This window comes from Mesorhizobium loti R88b (assembly GCF_013170845.1).
In the GTDB taxonomy this organism is placed as follows: domain Bacteria; phylum Pseudomonadota; class Alphaproteobacteria; order Rhizobiales; family Rhizobiaceae; genus Mesorhizobium; species Mesorhizobium loti_B.
This window is the reverse complement of record NZ_CP033367.1, coordinates 4526693-4552124: the sequence shown is the minus strand read 5'-3', so window position 1 is coordinate 4552124 and position 25432 is coordinate 4526693. Positions and strand designations below refer to the sequence as shown.

General features: G+C 62.2%; 25 protein-coding genes and 1 tRNA gene. 14 read left to right on the top strand and 12 right to left on the bottom strand.

What is annotated here, in order from left to right; genetic code table 11:
* Nucleotides 1-65 precede the first annotated feature (65 nt).
* The 5 genes from EB235_RS22145 (at nucleotide 66) to hflX (ending at nucleotide 6495) form a co-directional block, all read left to right on the top strand.
* Nucleotides 66-2396, top strand: coding sequence for an ATP-binding protein (locus EB235_RS22145; protein ID WP_432431122.1), 2331 nt, complete (start codon nucleotides 66-68; stop codon nucleotides 2394-2396).
* On the top strand, nucleotides 2386-3747 hold the full coding sequence (locus tag EB235_RS22140; protein ID WP_027028918.1) for a sigma-54-dependent transcriptional regulator: 1362 nt from the start codon (nucleotides 2386-2388) through the stop codon (nucleotides 3745-3747). The genes EB235_RS22145 and EB235_RS22140 overlap by 11 nt, the downstream gene beginning before the upstream one ends.
* Nucleotides 3748-3848: 101 nt before the next feature.
* Nucleotides 3849-4712, top strand: coding sequence for a D-amino-acid transaminase (locus EB235_RS22135; protein WP_027028919.1), 864 nt, complete (start codon nucleotides 3849-3851; stop codon nucleotides 4710-4712).
* A 145-nt stretch (nucleotides 4713-4857) separates the two neighbouring features.
* Nucleotides 4858-5103, top strand: coding sequence for an RNA chaperone Hfq (gene hfq, locus EB235_RS22130; protein WP_006202172.1), 246 nt, complete (start codon nucleotides 4858-4860; stop codon nucleotides 5101-5103).
* A complete protein-coding gene (gene hflX / locus EB235_RS22125; RefSeq protein ID WP_027028920.1) occupies nucleotides 5104-6495 on the top strand; it encodes a GTPase HflX in 1392 nt (463 codons plus the stop codon). It abuts the gene before it with no gap.
* A 123-nt stretch (nucleotides 6496-6618) separates the two neighbouring features.
* On the opposite strand, the gene mazG is transcribed toward hflX, so the two are convergent.
* On the bottom strand, nucleotides 6619-7443 hold the full coding sequence (gene mazG, locus EB235_RS22120; protein WP_027028921.1) for a nucleoside triphosphate pyrophosphohydrolase: 825 nt from the start codon (nucleotides 7441-7443) through the stop codon (nucleotides 6619-6621).
* A gap of 80 nt (nucleotides 7444-7523) precedes the next feature.
* On the bottom strand, nucleotides 7524-8708 hold the full coding sequence (locus EB235_RS22115) for an aromatic amino acid transaminase (RefSeq protein WP_027028922.1): 1185 nt from the start codon (nucleotides 8706-8708) through the stop codon (nucleotides 7524-7526).
* A 180-nt stretch (nucleotides 8709-8888) separates the two neighbouring features.
* Here EB235_RS22115 and EB235_RS22110 point away from each other — a divergent pair, with 180 nt between their 5' ends.
* The 6 genes from EB235_RS22110 to EB235_RS22085 all read left to right on the top strand — a co-directional run bounded on the left by EB235_RS22110 (nucleotide 8889) and on the right by EB235_RS22085 (nucleotide 13510).
* On the top strand, nucleotides 8889-9482 hold the full coding sequence (locus EB235_RS22110; RefSeq protein ID WP_027028923.1) for a histidine phosphatase family protein: 594 nt from the start codon (nucleotides 8889-8891) through the stop codon (nucleotides 9480-9482).
* Between the two features lie 108 nt (nucleotides 9483-9590).
* Nucleotides 9591-10124 carry a sigma-70 family RNA polymerase sigma factor gene (locus EB235_RS22105; RefSeq protein WP_027028924.1) on the top strand — a complete coding sequence of 178 codons (534 nt, stop codon included), beginning with the start codon at nucleotides 9591-9593 and terminating at the stop codon, nucleotides 10122-10124.
* The gene (locus EB235_RS22100; protein ID WP_027028925.1) at nucleotides 10121-10894 is read left to right on the top strand and encodes an anti-sigma factor family protein; all 774 of its coding nucleotides are present in this window, start codon (nucleotides 10121-10123) and stop codon (nucleotides 10892-10894) included. The genes EB235_RS22105 and EB235_RS22100 overlap by 4 nt, the downstream gene beginning before the upstream one ends.
* A 23-nt stretch (nucleotides 10895-10917) precedes the next feature.
* A complete protein-coding gene (locus EB235_RS22095) occupies nucleotides 10918-11634 on the top strand; it encodes a Bax inhibitor-1/YccA family protein (protein ID WP_027028926.1) in 717 nt (238 codons plus the stop codon).
* A 173-nt stretch (nucleotides 11635-11807) separates the two neighbouring features.
* Nucleotides 11808-12692, top strand: coding sequence for an aldose 1-epimerase family protein (locus tag EB235_RS22090; protein ID WP_027028927.1), 885 nt, complete (start codon nucleotides 11808-11810; stop codon nucleotides 12690-12692).
* Nucleotides 12689-13510 (top strand): pyrroline-5-carboxylate reductase, encoded by an 822-nt coding sequence (locus EB235_RS22085; RefSeq protein WP_245268742.1) that lies wholly within the window; start codon nucleotides 12689-12691, stop codon nucleotides 13508-13510. Before EB235_RS22090 ends, EB235_RS22085 begins: the two co-directional genes overlap by 4 nt.
* A gap of 44 nt (nucleotides 13511-13554) precedes the next feature.
* Here EB235_RS22085 and EB235_RS22080 read toward each other — a convergent pair whose 3' ends face one another.
* Nucleotides 13555-14466, bottom strand: a complete 912-nt coding sequence (locus EB235_RS22080; protein WP_027028929.1) for an agmatinase — start codon at nucleotides 14464-14466, stop codon at nucleotides 13555-13557.
* Nucleotides 14467-14610: 144 nt separating this feature from the next.
* On the opposite strand from EB235_RS22080, the gene EB235_RS34845 reads away from it, so the two are divergent.
* The gene (locus EB235_RS34845; protein WP_027028930.1) at nucleotides 14611-15081 is read left to right on the top strand and encodes a hypothetical protein; all 471 of its coding nucleotides are present in this window, start codon (nucleotides 14611-14613) and stop codon (nucleotides 15079-15081) included.
* Between the two features lie 79 nt (nucleotides 15082-15160).
* Nucleotides 15161-15514 (top strand): GNAT family N-acetyltransferase, encoded by a 354-nt coding sequence (locus tag EB235_RS22070; RefSeq protein WP_245268743.1) that lies wholly within the window; start codon nucleotides 15161-15163, stop codon nucleotides 15512-15514.
* 112 nt (nucleotides 15515-15626) lie between these two features.
* On the opposite strand, the gene EB235_RS22065 is transcribed toward EB235_RS22070, so the two are convergent.
* The 7 genes from EB235_RS22065 to EB235_RS22035 all read right to left on the bottom strand — a co-directional run bounded on the left by EB235_RS22065 (nucleotide 15627) and on the right by EB235_RS22035 (nucleotide 23249).
* A complete protein-coding gene (locus EB235_RS22065; protein ID WP_027028931.1) occupies nucleotides 15627-16445 on the bottom strand; it encodes an MBL fold metallo-hydrolase in 819 nt (272 codons plus the stop codon).
* A 3-nt stretch (nucleotides 16446-16448) separates the two neighbouring features.
* On the bottom strand, nucleotides 16449-17243 hold the full coding sequence (locus EB235_RS22060; protein ID WP_027028932.1) for a TatD family hydrolase: 795 nt from the start codon (nucleotides 17241-17243) through the stop codon (nucleotides 16449-16451).
* Complete coding sequence (metG, locus tag EB235_RS22055) at nucleotides 17243-18796, bottom strand: methionine--tRNA ligase (RefSeq protein ID WP_027028933.1); 1554 nt, start codon at nucleotides 18794-18796, stop codon at nucleotides 17243-17245. Before metG ends, EB235_RS22060 begins: the two co-directional genes overlap by 1 nt.
* Nucleotides 18797-18937: 141 nt before the next feature.
* Nucleotides 18938-19993, bottom strand: a complete 1056-nt coding sequence (locus EB235_RS22050) for a DNA polymerase III subunit delta' (protein ID WP_027028934.1) — start codon at nucleotides 19991-19993, stop codon at nucleotides 18938-18940.
* Nucleotides 19990-20664: a dTMP kinase gene (gene tmk / locus EB235_RS22045; protein ID WP_027028935.1), complete on the bottom strand. Its 675-nt coding sequence runs from the start codon at nucleotides 20662-20664 to the stop codon at nucleotides 19990-19992. The genes EB235_RS22050 and tmk overlap by 4 nt, the downstream gene beginning before the upstream one ends.
* Before the next feature lie 76 nt (nucleotides 20665-20740).
* Nucleotides 20741-21904 carry a D-alanyl-D-alanine carboxypeptidase family protein gene (locus EB235_RS22040; protein ID WP_027028936.1) on the bottom strand — a complete coding sequence of 388 codons (1164 nt, stop codon included), beginning with the start codon at nucleotides 21902-21904 and terminating at the stop codon, nucleotides 20741-20743.
* Nucleotides 21905-22016: 112 nt separating this feature from the next.
* The gene (locus tag EB235_RS22035; RefSeq protein WP_027028937.1) at nucleotides 22017-23249 is read right to left on the bottom strand and encodes a septal ring lytic transglycosylase RlpA family protein; all 1233 of its coding nucleotides are present in this window, start codon (nucleotides 23247-23249) and stop codon (nucleotides 22017-22019) included.
* Nucleotides 23250-23528: 279 nt separating this feature from the next.
* Here EB235_RS22035 and EB235_RS22030 point away from each other — a divergent pair.
* Nucleotides 23529-23618 (top strand) — tRNA-Ser (locus EB235_RS22030).
* 663 nt (nucleotides 23619-24281) lie between these two features.
* Here EB235_RS22030 and EB235_RS22025 read toward each other — a convergent pair.
* Nucleotides 24282-24635: a hypothetical protein gene (locus EB235_RS22025; RefSeq protein ID WP_155256250.1), complete on the bottom strand. Its 354-nt coding sequence runs from the start codon at nucleotides 24633-24635 to the stop codon at nucleotides 24282-24284.
* Nucleotides 24636-25194: 559 nt separating this feature from the next.
* Nucleotides 25195-25428: a hypothetical protein gene (locus EB235_RS22020; RefSeq protein WP_027028940.1), complete on the bottom strand. Its 234-nt coding sequence runs from the start codon at nucleotides 25426-25428 to the stop codon at nucleotides 25195-25197.
* Nucleotides 25429-25432: the final 4 nt, after the last annotated feature.

Sequence of the window (25432 nt, the reverse complement as noted above, 5' to 3'; positions counted from 1 at the left end):
TCTTTTCGGGGGACTGAGCGGCGAAAGATTACCGTCGCGGTCACACTTGTTGCATAATCGCCACAATGCGTTGCATAGATCGAACGCAATCATTGGCTCAATACGGCGACATGGCTCCGCAAGCACCTGCACTCAACCAACCGCTTTTCAGCGAACCCGGCGCACGCGACGGGCGAAGGCTGCTGGCGTTGCCCGGCGTGGTGGCGGTCATCGGCGCGCTGGTCATGGCCGCCATTTCGTTCACCATCCTGGTCGGTGCGACACCGATCGCGCCTGACGCCAAGACGACCTGGGCGCTGATTGCGCTCAATGCGGCCTTCGTGCTCTTCCTCATGGCACTGGTTGGACGCGAGGTGCATCGCATCGTTATGGCGCGCCGGCATGGCAAGGCGGCCTCGCGGCTGCATGTGCGCATCGTCGCCATGTTTGCTCTGGTTGCCGCCATTCCGGCCATCATGGTGGCGATCATCGCCTCGATCACGCTCGATATCGGTCTCGACCGCTGGTTCGAGATTCGCACCAAGACGATCGTCAATTCTTCACTCTCGATCGCCGATGCCTATGTTCAGGAAAATGCCCGCAATTTGCAGGGCACGACGCTGTCGATGGCCTATGATCTCGACGCGTCGCGCACGCTTTATGGTCTTGATCGCACAGGCTTTCTCGACCTCCTCAACAAGGAGGCTGTGGGCCGGTCGCTGGCCCACGCTGCGCTGATCAAGTCCGACGGCTCGTTCGTCATGAGCGCCCAGACCGATGCCGATTTCGCCATGCCGGAACCGCCGGAAGGCTCAGTCAGCACCGCCACTGAAGGCAAGCCGGTTCTGATCGAGCCGCGCACCCGCAACATCATGGGCGCCATCGTCAAGCTACGCGAGATCGAGGGTGTTTACCTCTACACAATCCGCCTGGTTGACCCGGAGGTCATCAAGGCGCGGCAGATCGTCAGGTCCAACACGGACGAATATCGCAATCTCGAAGATAACAGACGCACGTCGCAAGTGGCCTTCGCGCTGCCCTATCTCTCGCTGACGCTGATCATCATCCTGTCGGCCATCTGGACCGGTATCGCCGTCGCCGACCGCCTGGTGCGGCCAATTCGCCAGCTCATAGGCGCTGCCGACGAGGTGGCGACCGGCAATCTCGACGTCGCCGTGCCGGTGCGGCCATCGGACGGTGATGTCGCCTCGCTCGGCGACACCTTCAACAAGATGCTGCTGGAACTGAAATCCCAGCGCAACGAGATCCTGTCGGCCAAGGATCTGATCGATGAACGGCGGCGCTTTTCGGAAGCGGTGCTGGCCGGCGTCACCGCCGGTGTCATCGGCGTCGATCCCTATGGCATCGTCACCATCGTCAACCGTTCGGCCGAATCGATGCTGGCTATCTCCGCCAGTGCGACACTCGGGCAGAACCTTTCCGCCATTTTGCCGCATGTCGGCCGTGTCTTCGAGATCGGCCGCCAGTCGGGCAAGCCAGTCTACCGCGAGCAGGTGACATTCTTCCGCGCCGGCACTGAGCGCACGTTCAACGTGCAGATCACCATCGAGGCCGGCGACGATGGCTCGGAGGAGAAATCCTACGTCGTGACGGTCGACGACATCACCGATCTGGTTCAGGCCCAGCGTTCCTCGGCCTGGGCCGATGTGGCGCGGCGCATCGCCCACGAGATCAAGAATCCGCTGACGCCGATCCAGCTTTCGGCCGAGCGCATCAAGCGCCGCTACGGCAAGGTCATCACCGAGGACCGCGAGGTTTTCGATCAGTGCACCGACACCATCATCCGGCAGGTCGAGGACATCGGCCGCATGGTCGATGAATTCTCGGCTTTCGCCCGTATGCCCAAGCCCGAGATGAAGGCCATCGATTTGCGCGAATCGTTGCGCGAGGCTTCGTTCCTGGTCGAAGTCAGCCGCGCCGACATCACTTTCGAGCGCTTCTTCGGCAACGAACCGCTCAAGGGCACGTTCGACAGCCGGCTGATGGCGCAGGCTTTCGGCAATGTGATCAAGAATGCCGCCGAAGCGATCGACGGACTGGAACAGAAGGACGGTTCGCACGGCATAATCCGGATTCAAGCCGGCCGTCAGAATGGCGCGATTCGAATCGACGTCATCGACAATGGCAAAGGCCTGCCGCGCGAGAATCGCCAGCGGCTGCTGGAGCCCTATATGACCACACGCGAGAAGGGCACCGGGCTTGGTCTCGCTATCGTCAAGAAGATCGTGGAGGACCATGGTGGCAGGTTGGAACTACATGATGCACCTGCGGATTTCCATGGCGGGCGCGGCGCGATGATCAGCATCATCCTGCCACCCGCGGCCGCCACGCCGTCGCGCGGCGAAGCCAAGACGGAACACGAAAGAGAAACTGAAAAGGTCGGTAATGGCGTCTGATATTCTCATCGTCGATGACGAGGAAGACATCCGTGAACTCGTTGCAGGTCTATTGAGCGACGAAGGTCACGAAACCCGTACGGCATTCGATGCCGACAGCGCGCTGGCGGCAATAGCTGATCGTGCGCCGAGGTTGATTTTCCTCGACATCTGGCTGCAGGGCTCGCGTCTGGACGGCCTGGCCTTGCTGGATGAGATCAAGACCATGCATCCCACCTTGCCGGTGGTGATGATCTCCGGCCACGGCAACATCGAAACGGCGGTCTCCGCCATCCGTCGTGGCGCCTATGATTTCATCGAGAAGCCATTCAAGGCCGACCGGCTGATCCTCATTGCCGAGCGGGCGCTGGAGACTTCGAAATTGCGGCGCGAGGTTTCCGACCTCAAGCAGCGCAGCGGCGAAACCTTCGACCTGATCGGTATGTCGTCTGCGATGAGCCAACTGCGCCAGACCATCGAGCGCGTTGCGCCGACCAACAGCCGTGTCATGATCATCGGCCCGTCCGGATCCGGCAAGGAACTGGCCGCCCGCGCCATCCACACGCTGTCGGCACGCAAGGGCGCACCGTTCGTGACGCTGAGCGCCGCCAACATCACACCCGAACGCATGGAGATCGAGCTGTTCGGCACCGAATCGAACGGTGTAGAACGCAAGGTCGGCGCGCTGGAAGAAGCCCATCGCGGCATCCTCTACATCGACGAAGTGGCCGACATGCCGCGCGAGACGCAAAACAAAATCCTGCGCGTGCTCGTCGAGCAGCAGTTCGAGCGGGTAGGGGGCACCAAGCGGGTCAAGGTCGACGTCCGCATCATCTCCTCGACCTCGCAAAACCTGGAAGCGATGATCGCCGACGGCCGTTTTCGCGAGGATCTCTATCATCGCTTGGCGGTGGTTCCTGTGATGGTTCCGGGATTGGCCGAGCGGCGCGAGGACATTCCCTATCTCGTCGACAATTTCATGAAGCAGATCGCCCGCCAGGCCGGTATCAAGCCGCGCCGTATCGGCGACGATGCGTTGGCCGTGCTGCAAGCGCACAACTGGCCCGGCAACGTCCGCCAGCTGCGCAACAATGTCGAGCGCCTGATGATCCTGGCGCGCGGCGACGACGTCGATGCGCCGATCACCGCGGATCTGCTGCCGTCCGAGATCGGCGATGTCATGCCGCGCACGCCCAACCAGTCCGACCAGCACATCATGGCGCTGCCGCTGCGTGAGGCGCGCGAACAGTTCGAGAAGGACTATCTGATCGCCCAGATCAACCGCTTCGGCGGCAACATCTCGAAGACCGCCGAGTTCATCGGCATGGAACGTTCGGCCCTGCACCGCAAACTTAAATCGCTGGGCGTCTGACAGGCGCGACGTCCGTTCAGCAGTGCCTGGGCCAAGCATTTATCGGTTACGGTAGCGGCGGAATCGCATAAGAAAGCTGGGACTTTTCTGAGGGACCACCCATGCCGCGCATTGCCTATGTCAACGGGCGCTACATCGCTCACGCGGACGCCTCCGTGCATATCGAGGATCGCGGCTATCAGTTCGCCGATGGTGTCTACGAGGTCTGCGAGGTGGCGCGTGGCTTCATCGTCGACATGCCGCGCCATCTTGCTCGGCTCAACCGCTCGCTGAGCGAACTGTCGATCGCCTGGCCGGTAACAGCAGGCGTACTGCCTCTCATCTTGCGCGAGGTGGTCAATCGCAACCATGTCCACAACGGTCTGGTCTATGTCCAGGTGACGCGCGGTGTCGCCAGCCGCGATTTCGTTTTCCCGTCGGCGGATACCAAGCCGGCTTTGGTGGTGACCGCCAGGAAGGCCGATCCCGCCGCCGGCGCGAAACGGGCCGAGACGGGTATTGCGGTCATCACTGTGCCTGAGAACCGTTGGGATCGTGTTGACATCAAGAGCACCGGGTTGCTGCCCAATGTACTGGCCAAGCAGAAGGCCAGGGAGGCTGGCGCCCAGGAAGCCTGGTTCGTCGACACCGACGGTAACGTCAAGGAAGGCGGCTCGTCGAATGCCTGGATCGTCACCCGGGACGGCGTTCTGGTCACCAGGCCGGCCGAGCACGGCATTCTGCGCGGCATCACCCGCACCACCATGTTCGAGGTTGCGGCGAAGCTCGGGCTGAAGATCGAGGAACGTGGCTTTTCCGTCGCCGAGGCCAAGGCTGCACGCGAGGCATTCATCAGTTCGGCGACGACGATTGCCATGCCGGTCGTGTCGATAGATGGCGATTCCGTCGCCAATGGGCACCCCGGCTCAATAACACTTTCGTTGCGGCAGGCCTTTTTTGACATTGCGGAAAAAAGTCCAGCCTGATAACCGCACAGGTGGAATGAACATCAATATATCTCGTTCTGCTTGTCGTTACTGACGACAAGACGGTGTTTGCGAGCTTGACATGCGCCCGACAATTTGGCGCATTGGTTTGCAAACCGAAGGGGATCGGCGAAAGACAAGAACAATGGCGGAACGATCGCAAAACCTTCAGGACCTGTTCCTGAATTCAGTTCGCAAGAGCAAGAACCCGCTCACCATCTTCCTTATCAACGGCGTGAAGTTGACCGGCGTGGTCACTTCGTTCGACAATTTCTGTGTCCTGCTGCGCCGCGACGGTCACTCCCAGCTCGTCTACAAGCACGCCATTTCCACGATCATGCCGAGCCAGCCGGTTCAGATGTTCGATGGCGAGGAAAGCCAGGGCGCCTGATTGGCACGTGACAAGGACGCGGACGGTACGGTTCGCGGAAAACCAGCACATCATCCCGGGACGGAAGCCAAGGGTCCGACCCGGGCTGTGGTCATTGTGCCTGTGCTTATCCGCCACCAGCGCAACGACGACGAGACGAACCGTCCAAGGCTGGTGCGTTCGGCTGAGGCCCGTCACGACGAAGCGGTCGGCCTTGCCCGCGCCATCAACCTTGATCTGATCCACACGGCGGTGGTGACCGTCAACGATCCGCGCCCCGCGACACTGCTCGGCAGCGGCAAGGTCGCCGAATTCGCCGAGATCGTCAAAGAGGGTCATGCGGAAGTGGTCATCGTCGACCATCCGCTGACGCCGGTGCAGCAGCGCAATCTTGAAAAGGAATTCAACGCCAAGGTGCTGGATCGCACCGGGCTGATCCTTGAAATCTTTGGTGAGCGCGCCCGCACCAAGGAAGGCACGTTGCAGGTCGAACTTGCCCATCTCAACTACCAGAAGGGGCGCCTCGTGCGAAGCTGGACCCACCTTGAACGCCAGCGCGGCGGCGCCGGCTTCCTCGGCGGCCCCGGCGAAACCCAGATAGAGTCCGACCGGCGGCAGCTGCAGGAAAAGATCATCAAGCTCAAGCACGAGCTGGAAACGGTGCGCCGCACCCGTGACCTGCACCGCGCCAAACGCAAGAAGGTGCCGTTCCCGGTGGTCGCGATCGTCGGCTACACCAATGCCGGCAAGTCGACGCTGTTCAACAGGCTGACCGGAGCCGACGTGCTGGCCGAAGACATGCTGTTTGCCACGCTCGACCCGACGCTTCGCCGGGTGCGGCTGCCGCACGGCACGCCGATCATCCTGTCGGACACGGTCGGCTTCATTTCCGACTTGCCGACGCATCTGGTCGCCGCCTTCCGCGCCACGCTGGAAGAGGTGGTCGAGGCTGACCTTGTCATCCATCTGCGTGATATCTCGGATCCCGACACCGCCGCGCAGGCCGAGGATGTCGAACGCATCCTCGCCGATCTCGGCGTCGATGCCGGTGATGCCAAGCGCGTCATCGAGGTGTGGAACAAGGTCGACCTGCTCGACGACGGCAATCGGGAGCGTCTGCTTGCCGATGGTGCCGACGCTAACAAGGCGCCGCCGATCGCCATCTCGGCCGTCACAGGCGAAGGCATCGATGCGCTGAAAGCGCTGATCGAGACCAGGATGTCGGGCGAGCTAGAGGAACTGACGGTGACCATCGAGCCGGCGCAGTTCGGCCTCGTCGACTGGCTCTACCGCAATGGCGACATCGTTTCGCGCACCGACAATGAGGATGGCAGCGCGACCATCTCGCTCAAGGCAACGCACACGGCCCGGCAAGAGATCGATAGCCGATTGCATCGCAAGAACAAGGACTAGATCGTTTCGCCGAAACAGTGAAACGATCTATTTCTTTGTTTTTACGCAATTCCCAAGGGAAAGCGCTACGCGCTTTTCCCGGGAAAACCGCGCACACTTTTCCTGGAATTGCTCGAAGTCCGCTTATTTCTTGCCTTTGGCTTGCTGCCAGAGCGCTTCCATCTCATCCAGCGTGGCTTTTTCCAACGTGCTTCCCGACGCTTCCAGCGCGCGTTCGACATAGTGAAAGCGCGAGCGGAACTTTTCATTTGTGCCGCTGAGCGCTGCTTCGGAGTCGAGCTTGAGGTGACGGCCGAGATTGACGACGGCAAACAGCATGTCGCCGAATTCGTCCTTGATCTCAGCCGTTTCGCCCTTGGCCAGCGCCTCGCGCAATTCGCCGATCTCTTCCTCGATCTTGTCGAGGATGGGCGCCGCCTCGCTCCAGTCGAAGCCGACGCGGGCAGCCTTCTCCTGAAGTTTCAGCGCCCGTGTCAGGACGGGCAGGGCGACCGGCACACTGTCCAGGAACCCCTTGCCATTGTCTTCCGGGTCGAGGCCGCGGGCAAGGCGGGCGCTTCGCTTCTCGGCCTTCTCCTGCGCCTTGACCTTTTCCCACATGCCCTTGGCCATGCCGGCGCTGCGGGCTTTTTCGTCGCCGAAGACATGCGGGTGGCGGCGGATCATCTTGGTGGTGATGGCCTGCACCACATCGGGGAAGGCAAAGTCGCCCGCTTCCTGCGCCATCTGCGCGTGGTAGACGACCTGCAGCAGCAGATCGCCGAGCTCGTCGCGCAGATCGTCAAGATCGCCGCGCGCGATGGCGTCCGCCACCTCATAGGCTTCCTCGATCGTATAGGGCGCGATGCTCGCGAAATCCTGCTCGATATCCCAGGGGCAACCGGTCTTGGGCGCACGCAGCGCGGCCATGATCTCGATCAGGCGCGAAATGTCTTTGGATGGCGTCATACGCAGGATGCTATCCTGCGGCCCGACGCGCGGCCAACGCTGTCAGCCGGCGAGGGAGCCTTGTCCACAGGTGAACCGCTTCAGTCGAGTACGGAAACGATCGCCTTGGCGAGGTCATCCATGCCGTCCTCGGGCAGTCCGGCGACATTGATGCGGCTGTCGCCGACCATATAGACGCCATGCTCGGCCCGCAGCCGCTCGACCTGCGCTTCCGTGAGGCCGAGCCGCGAGAACATGCCGCGATGGCTGGCGACGAAATCGAAGCGGTCGGAGTTGGACTGCCGGCGCAGTGCCTCGGCGAAAGCCACGCGAAGCCTCAGCATGCGCAGGCGCATCTCTTCCAGCTCGGCTTCCCAGTCCGCACGCAAGACGGCGTCTTCGAGCACGATGCGCACCGCGGCAGCACCATGGTCCGGCGGCATCGAATACATGGCGCGCGCCGCTGACAGCATCTGGCTCATCGCCACATCAGCCTGGGCGGCGTCCCTGGCCAGGACCATCGCCGCACCGACACGATCGCGGTAGACGGCGAAATTCTTCGAGCAGCTCGACGCAACGACCATTTCTGGAACTTTGGCCGCCAGCAGCCGCAAGCCGAGGGCGTCGGCCTCGAGGCCGTCGCCAAAGCCCTGATAGGCGATGTCGACAAATGGCAGCAGGCCGCGCTCAACGAGGAGGTCAGTGACAGCCTCCCACTGCGCCGCATCCAGGTTGGCGCCGGTCGGGTTGTGGCAGCAGCCATGCAGCAGCACCACATCGCCGCTGCTGGCCGTCCGCAATGCCGCGAGCATGTCGTCGAAGCGAACCGCACCCGAGGCCGCATCGAAATAGGGATATTCACGGATCTGCAGGCCGGCAGCGCGCATCACCGGCATGTGGTTCGGCCAGGTCGGGTCCGACAGCCAGACGGTCGCGTCAGAACGCGTCCGCTTCAGCAACTCCGCCACCAGCCGCAACGCGCCGGAGCCGCCGGGCGCTTGTGCTGCCCGGATGCGCGTCATATCGGCGCCGGGGCCGAAGGCGAGCTTGGCCATCACCGTGTTGAAGCCGGTGTCGCCGGCAAGTCCGAGATAAGTCTTGGTGTCCTGGCTATTGAACAGCCGCTTTTCGGCCTCGCGCACGGCGCGCATGACCGGCGTCTTACCGTCGCGATCCTTATACACGCCGACGCCGAGGTCGACCTTGTTGGTGCGTGGGTCGGCGCGATAGAGACCGATCAATGCCAGAATCTTGTCGGCGGGAGCAGGCTGCAGGTCTTCGAACATCGCTATGGTTCCATTGGCGCGGCGGAGTGATACGCAAATCGGACGTGATGCACCAGCGCTTTTAGTTATGCGAAACAGGAGGCGGTGCCCAAGGGTGTGGCCTTTCGATCGAAACGATAGCCGCTATTCTAAATCGCAGCGGATGCGCCGCTTCGAAAGCGGCTTAGGGATGACTGCTTCATGCTGGTACGGCTGACGATGATCTGCAACGGCGCCACGGCCGCGACCCGGAAAGGTGCATTCCCGGGGGACGAGCCGCTGGAGCCGCGATCGCTGGCACTGGCGAAGGCGATGCGCGGGACGCTGCGTCGCGCCGACCGGGTGTGGATGGCGCCGGCGCTTCGCGCCCGCCAGACCGCCTCGGCGCTGGCGCTCGAAGCATCGGTCGAACCGCTTCTGGCGGACCAGGATCACGGCCGCTGGGCCGGCCGGAGTTTTGAGGAAGTCCAGGCGGAGCAGCCCGAGGGCATAGCCGCCTGGCTCACCGACCCCAATGCAGCGCCGCATGGCGGCGAGTCGGTGGCCGACGTTGCTCGTCGTTCCTCCGGCTTCATGGACCGATTGATCGCCGAGCGTGGCCACACGATCGCGCTGACCCATGCCAGCGTCATTCGCACAGCGATCCTGCACGTCCTCGGCGCGCCGCTTGCCGCCAGTTGGAAGATCGACGTCGAGCCACTGAGCGTCACCGATTTTCGCAGCGACGGTCGTAGGTGGGTTTTGCGCGCCTGCGGTGTAACGACGCCCAAACCGTCGAAAACACTGCGCCCCTGAGGGCCAGGCTGGGCGAGGGTACTGGCAAACGCGCCCCTTTCGGCGAACCCGCCAAAGAAAAATGGCACGGGTCGGGATTAAAAGCCCCACATGCTCCGTAAACAGGACATGAAACGGTCGATGCCACGCTTTGACATCATAGGACAGCTCGGATCGCTACGCCGCTACGCACAGTCGCTGACGCGCGACAGTGCTGACGCCGAGGATCTGGTGCATGACTCGCTGGTGCGCGCCTATGAACGGCGCGGCACCTTCCGCTCGGGCGGAAACCTGCGAGCCTGGCTGCTGTCTATCGTTCACAACGCGTTTGTCGACCGCATGCGCTCGCGCCGCTCGGAAGCGGCGCGCGTCGAACAGGCCGGATACCTTGCCGATGCCAGCACGCCGGCGCCACAGGAGCATTCGGTGCGCCTGGCGCAGGTGCGGGACGCCTTTTTCAAACTGCCGGAAGAACAGCGTTCGGCGCTGCATCTGGTCGCCATCGAAGGGCTTTCCTATCAACAGGCGGCCAATGCCACCGGCGTGCCGCTGGGTACGCTGATGTCGCGCATCGGCAGGGCACGCGCCGCCTTGCGCCAGATGGAAGACGCCGCCCCAGTGCGAGGCAAGAATCATCTCAGGATTGTGGGAGGTGAGCCATGAGCGCTCTTGTCGACCCGGTGACCGACGCCGACCTCGACGCCTATGTCGACGACCAGCTGGATGTCACCCGCCGCATCGAGGTCGAGGCATTCCTGTCGACCCGTCCAGAGACCGCCGCGCGCGTGATGTCGGATCTGCGGACCCGCGATGAACTGCGCGTGGCGCTCGCCGGCTCCAAAGGCATGGCGCGGCCGGCGACCGCAGACGCAGCGCGAAGGCTGGAGAGGGGGCTGGCGCGGGGCCGCATCTTCGGCGTTTTGCAGCGCGCTGCCGCGGTTGCCGCTTTCGTTGCCGCCGGCTGGCTGGCGAACGGCATCATCGGGCCGATGTCGGTGACCAAGGTCGTCGCTTCACCGCAGCCGCCCGCTTATGTCGACGAGGCGGTGCGCGCACACAGGACGACGCTGGTGCGCGAAACCATGCCCTCGCAGCCGGAAGCGCCCAATTACAATGCCGGCGAGATCCGTGCGGCGACCGCGATCGTCATGCCGTCGCTGCCCAAGGACTGGAAGGTCCGCGACGTGCAGATCTATCCATCGCGCTTCGGCCCGAGCGTCGAGATGGCTGTCGACACCAAGGACATGGGCCTGGTGTCGCTGTTTGCGATCCGGCCGGGAACCTTCGACGTGGTCAAGCCGACCGTCGCACCCTCGGGCGATATTTCCGCTGCCTATTTCCAGATCGGCGAGGTCGCCTATGCGGTGGTCGCCAAGAGCGGGGTCCATGACCTCGACCGCGCCGCCGAGACGCTCGCCAAAACGCTTTACTGACCGATCCATAAAGGAGACTGCAAATGAACACGCCCAATCTGGGATATCGCGTTGGCACCGGCGCCCAAACCGGAGCCGTCTTCGACGAGGGCCTGCGCCAGCACATGCTGCGCGTTTACAACTATATGGGCCTTGGCCTGGTGGTCACCGGCCTGGTCGCCTTCCTGGTGTCGTCGACGCCGGCGCTTTACGTGCCGATCTTCTCCAGCCCGCTGAAATATGTGGTGATGCTGGCGCCGCTCGCCTTCGTCCTGCTGTTTTCGTTCAAGATGCAGACAATGTCGGCGGCCAGCGCCCAGGCGATGTTCTGGGCCTTCTGCGCGGTCATGGGCCTGTCGCTCGCCTCCGTGTTCCTGGTCTTCACCGGCACCAGCATCGCGCGCACCTTCTTCATCGCCGCCACCATGTTCGGCGCGACCAGCCTCTATGGCTACACGACGAAGCGCGACCTGACGCAGTTCTCGTCGTTCCTGATCATGGGCCTGATCGGCGTGGTGATCGCCAGCATCGTCAACATCTTCCTCGGCTCGACGGCGCTGCAGTTCGCCATTTCGGTGATCGGCATCGCCGTCTTCATCGGCCTGACGGCCTGGGACACGCAGACGATCAAGGAACAGTATGCCGAGAATTTCGACGCGGAATCGCGGCAGAAACTGGCCGTCTTCGGCGCCTTCTCGCTCTATCTGAACTTCATCAACATCTTCCAGCTGCTGCTGAACTTCACCGGCGAGCGGGAGTAACGACTATCCGCTGTGGGCAAGGGCGGGGTTCTCGCCCTTGATGCGGAGAGGTGGTGGCCGGAGGAGAGATCCTCCGGCCACAATTCGTTTCGGCAACGCCCGTCCACACCTTGAGTCCCCAAGAGCTTTTGCTAGTCTGCCCACCGAACCTGCATCAAACACAGCGAGGACATGTGGCACAGGACAGCCAGACGCTTCATGGCGACGGCATTTCGGCTGTCATAGTCGGGCAGGGCGCCGAACTGGTCTCGCTGCAAGACGCGCAGGGATTTGAGTACTTGTGGCAAGCCGGGCCAGAGTGGCGGCGCCATTCGCCGGTGCTGTTTCCGATCGTCGGCCGGCTGAAGGGCGACCAACTGCGCCATCGCGGCAAGACCTATCCGATGACGCAGCACGGCTTCGCGCGCGACAAGCCTTTTGCCTGGGCGGAGAGGGGGCCTCGGTCCTGTACGCTGGTGCTGACCGACGACGCCGACACGCGCGCGCACTACCCCTGCGCCTTTCGCTTTGCCGTCACCTACACGTTGAGCCGCCGGCAGCTTGGCGTGGCCCTGGAGGTCACCAACACCGGTGACGAGCCGTTACCGGCCTCGGTCGGCGCGCATCCGGCATTCAACTGGCCCTTGCTGCCGGAATTGTCCAAGCAGGCCTATCGGCTGACCTTTGCCAATGACGAGCCGGCACCGATCCGTCGGCTGAAGGACGGCCTTCTGCTCGCCGAGACGCGGCCGACACCGATCGAAGGCAGGACGCTTGCACTGTCCGAACGGCTGTTCGATGACGACGCCGTTATCCTGGATCGACCCGCCAGCACCAGCGTACGCTACGCCGCCGACCGTGGTCCGGCGATCGAAATGTCATGGCAGGGAGCAGAGGAGCTCGGCATCTGGTCCAAGCCGGGCGGCGCGCCGTTCCTCTGCCTCGAGCCCTGGCACGGCGTGGCAAGCCCGGCCGATTTCGACGGCGAATTCACCGACAAACTTGGCGTGATGCTGATCGAACCGGGCGCGAAGCGGTCGCTGAGCTACCGGATCAGCCTGGAGCAGGGGCCGTTGTGACCAGCGGACGACCAGACGGAAAACCGTGGGACATCAAAATGAAACTTGGCTTCATCGGTACGGGTGCGCTCACGGCCGCCATTGTCACCGGCCTCAAATCCGCCGCTGCCGATTCGGTCTCGGTGGTGTTGTCGCCTCGCAACGAAGAGATCGCCACGAATCTCGCATCCCGCTTTCCGAAGGTGCGCGTTGCCGCCGACAATCAGGCGGTGCTCGATGAATGCGACACCGTCATGCTGGCCGTCCGGCCGCAAATTGCCCACCAGGTGCTGCCCGGATTGAAGTTTCGGCGCGACCATCACCTCATCAGCCTGATCGCCACGCTGTCGCGGGAGGAAATAGTCGGCCTGACCGCGCCCGCGAGCCGCGTGACAAAAGCGCTTCCCATGCCGATGATCGCGCACCGGCTGGGGGCAACAATCATTTACCCGCCCGATCAGGACGTGACGGCGTTGCTGGGCGGGCTGGGGAAGGTGATCGAGGTCGAGAGTTCCAGTGAGTTCGACGCGTTGAGCGTCGTGACCGCGACCTATGCGACATACTTCAAATACCTCGATACGATACATCGCTGGCTGAAAGCGCATGACGTTCCAGATGGGAAGGGGCGCGACTATATCGCGGCGCTGTTCAAGGCGCTTGGACACGCCCCGGAGGCGGCGCCCGACGTCGACTTCACGCATCTGGCGCAGGATTATGCGACCCGTGGCGGCATCAACGAGCAGGTTCTGAACGAACTCACGGCCCGCAACGTCTTCGATGCGCTGGCGGACAGCCTGGACAGCGTCCATCGGCGCATTTCGACGGCCGACGCGACATGACAGGCCACTTGCAGACCTGACTGCCGGAAAAGAGAAGGCGGGTTTCAAACCTGCCTGACGATGGTGCCGATCACATTGACGAGAATGCGCGCGGCGACCAGCGCCGACAGGCCGTCAATGTCGGCAGGCGGATAGAGTTCGACAAGGTCGAATCCCGCGATCCTGGCCCGCTTGCTGAGGCCCGCGATCAGGTCGATGACCTGCGTATAGGTAAGGCCGCCGGGCGTACGCGCCGCCACGCCCGGCATGATGCCGGGGTCGAGGCTGTCGCAGTCGAAGGTGACGACGACCCGTGCGCCTTCCGGAATATGCCAGAGCGCGGCCTCCACGCCTTGAGCATGAACCTCACGCGCCGTTACGAAACGGCTGCCATAGTGCTGCGCTGCTTCGATTTCAGCGCGGCGCGCGCTGCCGACGCTGCGCAGGCCGACCTGTACCATGCCGGCGACATGCGGCATCTCGCTTGCTCGCCGCATCGGGCTCGAATAGCCGTAGCGTTCGCCATGCACCTCGTCGCGCCAGTCGATATGGGCGTCGATCTGCAGGATCCAGACCGGTCCGTGGTCGGCAAAGCCGGCAAGGAACGGAATGACGACGGAATCGTCGCCACCAAGCAGGATCGGCACGGCAGGCAAGGACAGAACCTCGCGCGTCTTCGCCTCGATCCGGGCCCGGTTGCCGGCATTGTCATGCAGGATGGTCAAGATGTCGCCGGCGTCGACGCAGGCGATCGACTTGCCGTCGAACAGAGGGCCGCCGAGATCGAAATCCCAGTGCTCGACGAGCGGAGCATCATCCTTGCTGGCTGCGCGGATCGCGTCTGCCGCCAAGGCATAGCCGCTGCTGTCCTTGCCGGGATAGGTGCTGCCGTGGCCGGCTCCGAAGATCACCGCACGAGGCGTGCGGCCGTCGGCGAGGCGATCGGGAAAGCCGAGAAACGAAGGTGAGGCGGTCATTCTTTGATGGTCCCGAATACGAGTTCCAGCGCGACGGCAGGCTAGTTGCATCATAGGACGAATCGGGCATCAGCAAGTCGAGCTTGCGCAGATCGATCGGTCGCGGCTAAGTCAGACTTTGAGTTCCCGATTGGAGTGAACCCAATGAACTCTGCAACAATCGAGATCTACCATCCACGAGGTGTTTCGAATTTGGGCCAATGGGACATCGGTGGTCTCAAGCTCAAAGTCTATGGTCTTGTGGCGGATAACAAAAAAGTCGATGGGCCGATGGTGACTCTGGCCCAGTCATTCGTCCAGCAGGACGTTCTACCGCGCGTGACGGACGAGGGCGACGGCAATGGCATGGGCTTTGTGATCATTCATCTTGGTGAGCTTGGTGTCTCCATCTCGGCCCACTGGTGGATACAGGGCTCGGTGCTTTGCCAGCATATATACAGGAAGCTGTATGCGGCCATCGAGCCCATGGACACCGTGAAGAGACCTGTTATCGCATGTGTTTGGGAATTGGCATTGATAAACGCCGAGCAAGAGGCTTGGCGAAAGACGATGATGAAAAGCGACCCAAGCCCGTCAGCATATATGGACGCTCGAGCTAACTTCGAGGCGGCGTAAGGGCGCATCAAATGTCAGGTGATACGAAAGCCGCTGCTACGTCCGAAAGTCGCATAAGATAGATTATGGAACTATCGTATTGATCAGCGGATGGGAATTACCGTTGATTTTCATAGGCTTGGCATCCAGATCGAGCGCGCCAGCTGTCGTCTCCATCGAACGTGTGCGAACAGCCGAACGGGCCGCGCAGTTGGGAAAGATCATGCGCCGGCGGCCGATCGCAACGGATCTGCTCGGTGACGGTGCGCCATTCTCCCAGTATGTGGCGGTCGACGGAGACGATATCGTTGGACGTGTCCGCAGCGTCGACGCGATCGGCGCTACCTGGTGCGCGGACATGTATGTCGAGCCTTCGCACCGGCGTCGCGGCATCGGCCAGGCGCTGATGTCCAAAATGCTGCACGACGACCGGGCCCGTGGGTCACGGTGCTGATGGCGACGCACGCCGGAGCGCTGCTTTATCCCCGCATGGGCTACGAGCGGATCGGAACGCTGCTGATATTCGGGCCAAAGAGCCGAACGGCTTCATAGAAGAGCCGTTCGCATCACGCTGATTCATATGGAATTTCTATCACCATGCCGTCATAGGCCGGTACCACGTTATCAGGTGTCTCAGCCATCACGGTGGCGTAGTCCAACGGCACGTGCATGTGCGTCAGGACAGAGTGTTTCGGCGCCAGCCGTTCGATCCATTCAAGCGCCTGGCCAAGCGATATGTGGCTCGGGTGTGTCTTGTATTGCAGCGCGTCGATGATCAGGACATCAAGGCCGCGCAGCCGCTCGGCAGTAGCGTCGGGGAAGTCGCTGATGTCAGGGCAATAGGCTAGCCCGCCAATGCGGAAGCCCAGCGAAATGATGTCGCCATGGATCTGCGGCAAGGGATCGAAGGTGAGGGCACCCCCCTCTCCTTCGATCACGACAGGCCTGGCGTGGTCGATGATATGGGCGCTGACGATCGGCGGATAGGAACTGCCTGGTGGCGTCTCGAAGCAGTAGCCGAACGCCTGGCGCAGCCGCAGCATTGTCGGCTCGTCGGCATGGACATCGATCCGGTGACGCTGATCGTGGACGAAGCCGCGCAGGTCATCGATGCCGTGAATGTGATCGGCGTGCGGATGCGTGTAGACAGCAGCGTCGATGCGCCTGACCGAGGCCATCAGCATCTGCTGACGAAAATCGGGTCCGGTATCGATGACGACTGTCGTCCGAGCGCCATTTGCCGTGATCCGCTCGACCAGCACAGCGGTGCGCATGCGCCGGTTCTTTGGATTGCCCGGATCGCAATTGCCCCAGTCACCAGTGATGCGCGGCACGCCTGGCGACGAGCCGCAGCCGAGAATGGTGAGGCGCAGCCTGTCAGTCATGGTCTAGGCGCTCCGTAGATCCGGGCGCGGCATTTTCCCAAACAACCGGAAGAAATTGTTGGTCGTCAATGTCGCGATTTCTTGCTCGCTGACGCCGATTGTGTCAGCCAGCACCTTGGCCGTGTGCGCGACATAGGCCGGTTCGTTGCGCTTGCCGCGAAACGGGATTGGCGCGAGATAGGGCGCGTCGGTTTCGACGAGCAGCCGGTCATGCGGTAAATCGGCGGCGATGGCGCGCAGTTCCGGCGAGTTCTTGAAGGTCAGGATGCCCGAGAATGAGACATAGCCGCCGAGCGCGACGCCGATTTCGGCGAGCCGGCGCCCCGAGGAAAAACAGTGCAGGATAAAGGGGAAGGCGCCCTTCCCTGTCTCCTCCTCGAGAATGGCAGCCATGTCGTCGTCGGCGTCGCGCGCATGGATGACGAGCGGCAGCCTGGTCTCGCGAGCGGCGGCAATGTGGGTGCGAAAGCCCTGCGCCTGCGCGTCGCGCGGCGCCTTGTCGTAGAAATAGTCGAGCCCGGCCTCGCCGATCGCCACCACCTTGGGGTGAGCCGACAGACGCACGAGCTCGGCAGTGGTGACGTCGAGTTCTTCGGCGGCATTGTGCGGATGGGTGCCGACGGAGCAATAGACCTCGTCGAAAGTCTCCGCGATTTCAAGGATTTGCTGAAAGCGCTTCACACGGGTCGAGATTGTCACCATGCGGCCGATGCCGGCCGCTTTGGCGCGGGCGACAATGGCCGCCCGCTCCTCGGCGAAATCTGGAAAATCCAGATGGCAGTGGCTGTCGACAAGCATCAGGCGTTCGCGCCCGGCTGTTCGACGTAACGCGGAAAGACGCCTTCCGGTGCAGGCAATGCCGTGCCGGGAACCAAAGCATGGTCGGCATGGACATGCACGAAATCGCGCTTGTCCGCCGGCACCGCCAGCAGGTCGAGCAGCTTCGTCGCCGAGCCCGGAATGTAGGGTTGGCTCAGAAGTGCGACGCGACGAACGATTTCGGCGGTCGTCCACAGCACCGTTTCCATCCGCGCCGGGTCGGTCTTCTTCAGCGCCCAGGGCTCCTGAGACGTGAAATAACGATCAGCTTCGGCGGCTACGCCAAAGATCGCCGCCAACGCCAGATGGATGCCCTGCTCCGCCATTGCCTTGCGCGCCGTGCCAAGCGCTTCCACCGCCTGGTCGAGGATCGCCCTGTCGGCTTCGGTCAGCTCGCCACGCTGCGGCACCACGCCACCGCAATTCGCAGCGATCATCTTCAGCGAGCGTTGCGTCAGATTGCCGAGACCATTGGCGAGGTCGGCATTGGTGCGGTTGACGATCGCTTCATGGCTGTAGCTGCCGTCCTGGCCGAACGGCACCTCGCGCAGGAAGAAGTAGCGCACCTGGTCGAGACCGTAATGCTCGACCATGGTGAACGGGTCGATGACGTTGCCGACCGACTTCGACATCTTCTCCCCGCGGTTGAACAGGAAGCCGTGGCCGAAAACGCGCTTCGGCAGCGGGATGCCCGCCGACATCAGGAAGGCCGGCCAATAGACTGCGTGGAAGCGGACAATGTCCTTGCCGATAATATGGGCGTCGGCCGGCCAGAAACGCCATTTCTCATCATTTACATTGGGATAGCCGACGCCTGTGATGTAGTTTGTCAGCGCGTCGACCCAGACATACATCACGTGCCGCTCGTCGCCCGGTACCGGCACACCCCAGTCGAATGTGGTGCGCGAGATCGACAAATCCCTCAGTCCGGATTTGACGAAGCTCATCACCTCATTGCGGCGCTCGGCGGGGCCGATGAAGTCCGGCTGGCTTTCATAGAGCGCAATGAGCTTGTCCTGATAGGCCGACAGCCGGAAGAAATAGCTCTCTTCCTCGACCCATTCGACCGGCGTTCCCTGCGGCCCATAGCGAATATTGTCGGGACGGACCTCCGTCTCCTCCTCGCCATAATAGGCTTCGTCGCGCACCGAGTACCAACCGGCATAGCCGCCCTTGTAGATGTCGCCATTGGCGTCCATCGCCTTCCAGATCGCCTGCGAGGCCGCGTAATGCCGCTCTTCGGTGGTCCGGATGAAATCGTCGTTGGAGGCGTTGAGCGCGGTCGCCATGCGCTTGAAATCGGCCGCGTTGCGATCGGCCAGTTCGCGCGCCGAAATGCCTTCGCGCTTGGCCGTCTGCAGCATCTTGATGCCGTGCTCGTCCGTACCGGTGAGGAAGAAGACCTGCTTGCCGTCGAGCCGCTGGAAGCGTGCGAGCGCATCGGTGGCGATCAGCTCGTAGGCATGGCCGATATGCGGCTTGCCGTTCGGATAGGAAATCGCGGTCGTGATGTAGAATGTGTCGCGTGACATGAATGAACCATCATGAATGTCTGAATGGAAGCCGTGGCGGTGGATATCGCATCGGAATGGCGATTGCCATCCCGAGCCCGATGCATGCCGCCCAAAAGTGGCCCCGGTTTTGGGGCAACGGCATGCATCAAAAAAAGGCCGTCACATTCGCATCGCAGAATTCAGGCGGTCGATCATGGTCAAGGCGTGCTGCTTCTTGTCGAGATTGTAGGTGTCGGTCTCAGATATAGCGTCCAGCGCCTCATGCCAAGTGTCCGCCAGGTTTTTGGCCCGCGCGAGATCGCCCGACAGCGCTGCCTGGCTTGCCGCGTCCGACAGGAGATCAAGCGCACGGCGGTTGAAGATGTCGAACTGGATCGCCTGGTCGCGTCCGGCGACGGCTTCCGCCAGCCGATAGGCCCCGTTGACGTCGCTCTTTCCCTTAGCCACCAGCGCATCGAGCGTCTGGGCGATCTCCAGCCCGCCATACTGCGTCAGCAGGATCGCGTTGCGGGCGCTGCCCCCTGCCCGCTCGACCAGTGCTGCCCGCGCGACCGGCTCGTCCGGTGGCGGCGGTTCGGCGGTTTTCAGCACCGCCAGCAAGTCGTCGGAATCGAGCGGCGTCAAGCGCACCACCTGGCAGCGCGAACGGATCGTCGGCAGCAGGCTGCCCGGCGCGTGGACGATGAGGATGAACAGCGTTCGTGTCGGCGGCTCCTCAAGGTTCTTCAGCAAGGCATTGGCGGCATTGGTGTTCATGTCATCGGCCGGGTCGACGATGACCACCCGGTAGCTGCCGTCATGCGAGGTAAGCGACAGGAAGCGGTTGACCTTGCGGATCTCGTCGACGGTGACCACGGTCTTGAAGCTCTTGGTCTTGTCGTTCAGCGGGCGGGTCAGATGCAGTACGCCCGGATGCGCCCCGGTCGCGATCTGGCGAAACAGCGGCGAGGCCGGATCGGGAGCGGCAAGTCTTTCCGGTGCCTGCGCGAAGGCTGGGTGCTTCAGCAGGTGATGCGCCAGATGGAAAGCCAGCGTCGCCTTGCCGATGCCGACCGGTCCGGAAAAGATCAGCGCATGAGGCAGCTTTCCCGACCGATAGGCGGCAGCGAGCATGCCGGCTGCTTGCCCGTGCCCGACCAGACGCGGCGTTTCGGACGGTTCAGGCACGCCGTCCAGCGTGTCATGCTGTTCGGGCGCAATGCGTTCGAAGATCATACCGGTGCGGCCTGCCTGTTGCGCGCGGGCGCCCTCGCCTCCAATGCCGCGAAGACGGCCGCGGTGACGACGTGCTCCACCGTATCGGGGTCGGCTGACGCGTCGATGACGATGCAGCGTTCCGGCTCAGCCGCGGCGATCGCCAAGAAAGCCTCGCGGCGGGCCTGGTGAATGGCGAGCGTTTCCTTCTCGAAACGGTCGGCGACGGCGTCGTTGCCGCGCCGCAGCGTCGCGCGCCTGAGGCCCTCGGCCGGATCGATATCGAAGATCAGTGTCATGTCTGGCATCATGCCGTTGATGGCAACCTCTTCGAGCGCCGCCATGAATGCCGGGTCGATCCCACCGGTGACGCCCTGATAGACGCGCGAGGAATCCAGAAAACGGTCACACAGCACGACGGAGCCGCGCTCGACCGCCGGCCGGATGACCTGCTCGACATGGTCGGAACGGGCGGCAGCGAAGAGCAGCGCTTCCATCTTCGGTCCGAAGGGCTCCGCCGCACCTGACAGCAGCACATGCCTGACCGCTTCGGCGCCCGGCGAGCCGCCGGGTTCGCGCGTCAGCAGGACATCATACTTCTTGGCGCGCATCTTCCTCGCCAGCCGCTCTATTTGCGTCGACTTGCCTGCGCCTTCGCCGCCTTCGAAGGTGATGAAAAATCCGCGCGCCAATCGAAAGAGCCTTTGTCCATGTGGATTGTTGCGCTCTAGATAGTCCGCGTTCGGGAAAACGTCCATGCCGTCGGCGCTATCGCAGCCAGCCGATCGCCAGTTCCTTGACGGCATCAAGCGCGCGCTGCGGCAGTGTGCCGACACCGATCGATTCAGCGGCGAAAAGCGGTGTCTCCTGGCTCAGCGTGTCGCCGATAAAGACGCGCAGCGCCCCCACCGGCTGGCCCTGCTCCACGGGTGCCGCAACCGGGCCGGTGTAGACGATCCTGGCCGTCAGCTTGTCGCGGTTGGTGATCGGCAGGAAGATGTCGATCGGCCCTTTTGCCTTCAGCGTCACGCCGGACTTCGCACCGCCAAAAACCTGGGCCTCGCCGACCACCTCGTCCTTGGCGAAGATCTCGGTCTTCTGGAAGGAGCGCGCGCCCCAGTCGAGCAGCTTTCGCGCCTCCTCGGCACGCTCCTTGTCGTTGGCCAACCCGCTCATCGCCATGATCACCCGCGTGCCGTCATGGCTAACCGAAGCGACGATGCCGAAGCCCGACGCCTCGCTCGCGCCGACAGCCAGGCCATCGGCGCCGATATCCATCGCCAGCAGCGGGTTGCGGTTCTTCTGCGAGATCTTGTTCCAGGTGAAATCCTTAAGGCCGTAGTAGCGATAGAAATCCGGGTAATCGCGCCACAGATGCAGGGCGAGCTGCGCCAATTCGCGCACCGTCGTCTGCTGGCCGTCTGCCGGCAGGCCGGTCGAATTGACGAAGGTCGATGTCTTTAGGCCGATCTGGTGCGCGCGATCGGTCATCTCAGCGGCAAAATTGTCCTCGGACCCGGCCATCCCTTCGGCGATGACGATGCAGCCGTCATTGGCCGCCTGCACGGTCACGCCCTGGATCAGGTCCTCGAGGCGGATCGCCGATTTGAGCTTGGCAAACATCGTCGATGTTCCCGACGGGGCGCCGCCCTTGCGCCATGCGTTTTCGCTGACCACGAACGTGTCGTCGAGTTTGAGGCGTCCGGATTTCAGCGCGTTGAAAACCACTTCCATGGTCATCAGCTTGGCCATCGAGGCCGGCGGGATCGGCTTGTCGGCATCTTTCGAGAACAGCACCGTGCCGGTGTCGGCATCGATCATGAAGGCCTGTGTGGCCTTGGTCTCGAAAAGCTGCGCTTGGGCCGGAGCGAGTGAAAGCAGAAAGCCGAGGAGCAAAAACCCGGCAAAAGGCTGGAGCAAGCGAAACTGCATGAAATTCAACCCGTTGGCCGGTCTCTCCGGCAAGCCCGCGAAACTATCGGGCTTTTTCCAAGACGGATCAACTGTGACGGATCAACTGTTCAGCGGAAATCCGGCTGGCAATTCAGTTGCGCACTGCCAGCGCATCGGGTGCGCCATGCGACCACGCCGCCTGCAGCAACTCGTCCAGGCCGCCATGGCCGTCCGGATAGAGATTGACCGCGTACCAATCATTGCCGTCGAGATCGGAACGCTGGATCTCTGTTCTGCCGAAGGGTTCAAGTGCCGCGGCCACGCGCTTGGCCTCGGCGGCGTTATCGAACGTGCCGGCGGCAACATAGTCGGCATTGGACGGCGAGGCTTGCGGGCTCGACTTCTTCCATGACCGCAGGATGTCGGCGGGCGACATGCCGCTATCGTCCAGCGCGGCAAAGACATCGCCGCGCCGCACGCGTTCATCCGCGTAAGACAGCGAGGCCATGGCGAAGGGCGACTGCGGCGGCAGACCGATCGCCGGACGCTCGGGTACGATCGGCCCGAAATCGGGCAGTGCCAGATCGCCGAAAGCCGGTGTCTGCGCCGACAGGGACGGCTGCGCGGCGAACGGCTGGTCGGAATTCGTCAGTTGGCCCGGGAACGGCACAGCAGCGGCGCCCACCGGCACGTTAGGGGATGGTCCATTCATGGCCACCATGACGCCGGTTGGCAAGCCATCCGACGGATCTGGAATCCTGTTGCCTGGATGGTAGGAGGCCATCAGATACTGATCGTCATTGCCGTCGAGCGGTGCGCGACCGACATACTCGACCTTGACCTTCGCGGTGCCGACCTTGGCGTAGTCAAGCATCTGCGCGGCACGCTCGGAGACATCGATGATGCGGCCCTCATGATAGGGGCCGCGGTCGTTGACTCGCACGATGACCGAACTGCCGGTTTCGAGGTTGGTGACGCGGGCATAACTCGGCAGCGGCATGGTCGGATGCGCGGCCGTCAGTTGCGCCGTGTCATATACTTCGCCATTGGCGGTGAGCCGGCCATGGAAGGCGTCGCCATACCAGGAGGCCAGGCCGACCTTGGCGTAGCCCTTCTTGTCTTCCTTTGGATAGTACCACTTGCCGCGAACCTGGTAGGGTTTGCCGAGCTGGTCGCGGCCGCCGCCGCGCCGCATGAATTGGACGCGCGGGCTGGCCTTCACACCATATTCGGTTTCGGCGAAGTATTCCTTGGAGCGAGGCTTGGGATTGACCATCCCCTTCGGCTCAGGCTGCGACGCGCAAGCCGCCAGCAAGGCAGCCGACGCGGCAATCAGCGTGAGCGTGGAAGCGCGACGGAGACGCTGATGCGTCGTAGCCTGCATTTTCCTGAAATCCCCTACAATCTCAATCAAAGACGCCGTCGTTTGAACAGCAGAGGAGCCAAAGCACTCACTCGACAATACCAACGGCGCCCTGAACCCCGATCCTTTGTGCGCAGGAATTGTTTATTACGGTATTAACCGATTGTGGCCGGAACCGGGCAACATTGTGACGATGAGGGCCGCACGGTGGTCGACCGCCAAACGTGCGCGCTTCACGCATGCCGGTTGACAGGCCTTTGCCAGGCGCACTAGAGCATTCCCACGTGACGGACAGTCACTGGAGGAATGGCCGAGCGGTTTAAGGCACCGGTCTTGAAAACCGGCGTGGGTGCAAGCTCACCGTGGGTTCGAATCCCACTTCCTCCGCCATACCATCAATAAAATCAAACAGTTAGGTTAAGTTTTGGGGTTATCATAACCCCTGGCCTAACGCCGCGATTTACGCCAGCCAGCCGCCCTCGCCTCAGTCTCGCTGCATGAAAAAGCCCGCCGAAGCAGGCCTGCAAATCAAGATGGTGGAACTCAAGCAAACTCTGCCGCGAATCTTGGCTCCACCTAGGTGTCGTACACAGCGAACTGTTGGTCGGGTGCATCCACCTTCAGAGCCTGCGCCAGAGCAACTGCGCCCGCATGGTCGTCAGCCAACTGCCAGTCCAACGGTCGGCCTCTTTCGTCAATCCGAGCAACTTGCGACCCCCGATACAGGCCCCTAACCAGAACGGCATTCCCCTCAAAGTCGGTCATACTATTTCCTCTGAAAACAACTAACCGCCATTCGGCCATGCAAACCACGACGCGCCTAGGTTCAGATGGAGTCAAGTCATTGATTTTACTAGATATTTTCGCATTTTTTGTTCCGCCGGAATAGGCGTTTTCGCCTAGTCTTAAGGCGTTTGCACAACTCGACATGACGTTACGGAAAGACTCAGCTATGTCTGAGGTGCGGCGGACCTGAAAGAGGACCGTCTGGCCGGCGCCATTCAGGCAGCTCCCAGCAGAAGCGCGCCGGCCTTCTTTCAGTGCCTTAATATTTCATGGCTCATTGATCAGCCGCTTGATCTTTTTACCTTGATATCCGTAGTCGTCGACCAGCTTCTGGCAGGCCGGCGAAAGCGGTTCCGGCTTGGGACCGCCGGGAGGCGGCCCGCCAGCTGTGGCCATGGCCATGTCGCCGTTCGATTTCAGCGCGGCACTGATGTTGCCTTGACTATCCAGTTCCGTCTGCAGCATCTGCAGCCTCGGAAGATTAATGGATAGCGTCGGGCAGCCATTCAGCCCTTCCATCGCCTCCGAAATCTGCTTCCTTACTTTATCGGCTTTTGTTGCGGCGACGCATGGCGTCACAGTCATGCAGGCTATCAAGGTGGCAGCAAGTACAGCTTTCATCGCATTTCCCCCTGTCCCAGAAACGATAGTGTCGTAACCTGCCGGGTCACGTCAACGGGCGCCAAACTCACCGGGGATCACTTGCCACCTCGTGCGCTACCCGGCCGGCTGTGTAGACGGTTTAGTCCTTGCCCTAGCGATCTCAATGGAAATCGCCCCACCCAAGGAATATAGTCCTATGACGGCGCCCGCTTGTAAAGCGGCGGCGAACTTATCCACAAAAGAACGGATAAAGAACAAAAACCTTGTGGGAAAAGCCAGCAGGCAAAATCTTCCGCCCAACCACGTCCTCCGGCCAGGTGTGCAGCCGCGTCGTGGAGGCCCCTTTTTCATCGATAACAGTCAGATCGATGCGCCCGCCGATCGTGTCTTGGTAATACCAGTGGCCCCGTCGCGACAGGTGTCGAGAGCTTCGAGCTCCCGCTCCCTGTTCCGGAATTCAAGATATCGGCGATGTGGCACCCTCGCATGGACGCCGATCCGGTGCATCGTTGGCTGCGTGACACCGTGATGTCGGTATGTCGGGCAGCCTATTCGCGGCGATGAGGCCAGGCGTTGCTCAGTCGGATTGCTGGGTGCGCTCCGCAATGGCAAATGCCTGAAGGTTCTTGGCCTTGCCGATGTCCTGATCCGCGTTTGCGATGATCGAAAAGAAGGCCGCTCGCGCAATGTCTTTCTTCGAAGCCTTGGGGTGCACTTTCTGGGCCGCCTTGACGAGCTGCTTGGGGGACATTTCAGGGGTGACGACCCTCATGAGGGTGTCGCCTATCGCGCTCATTTCACTTGCGTCCATGACG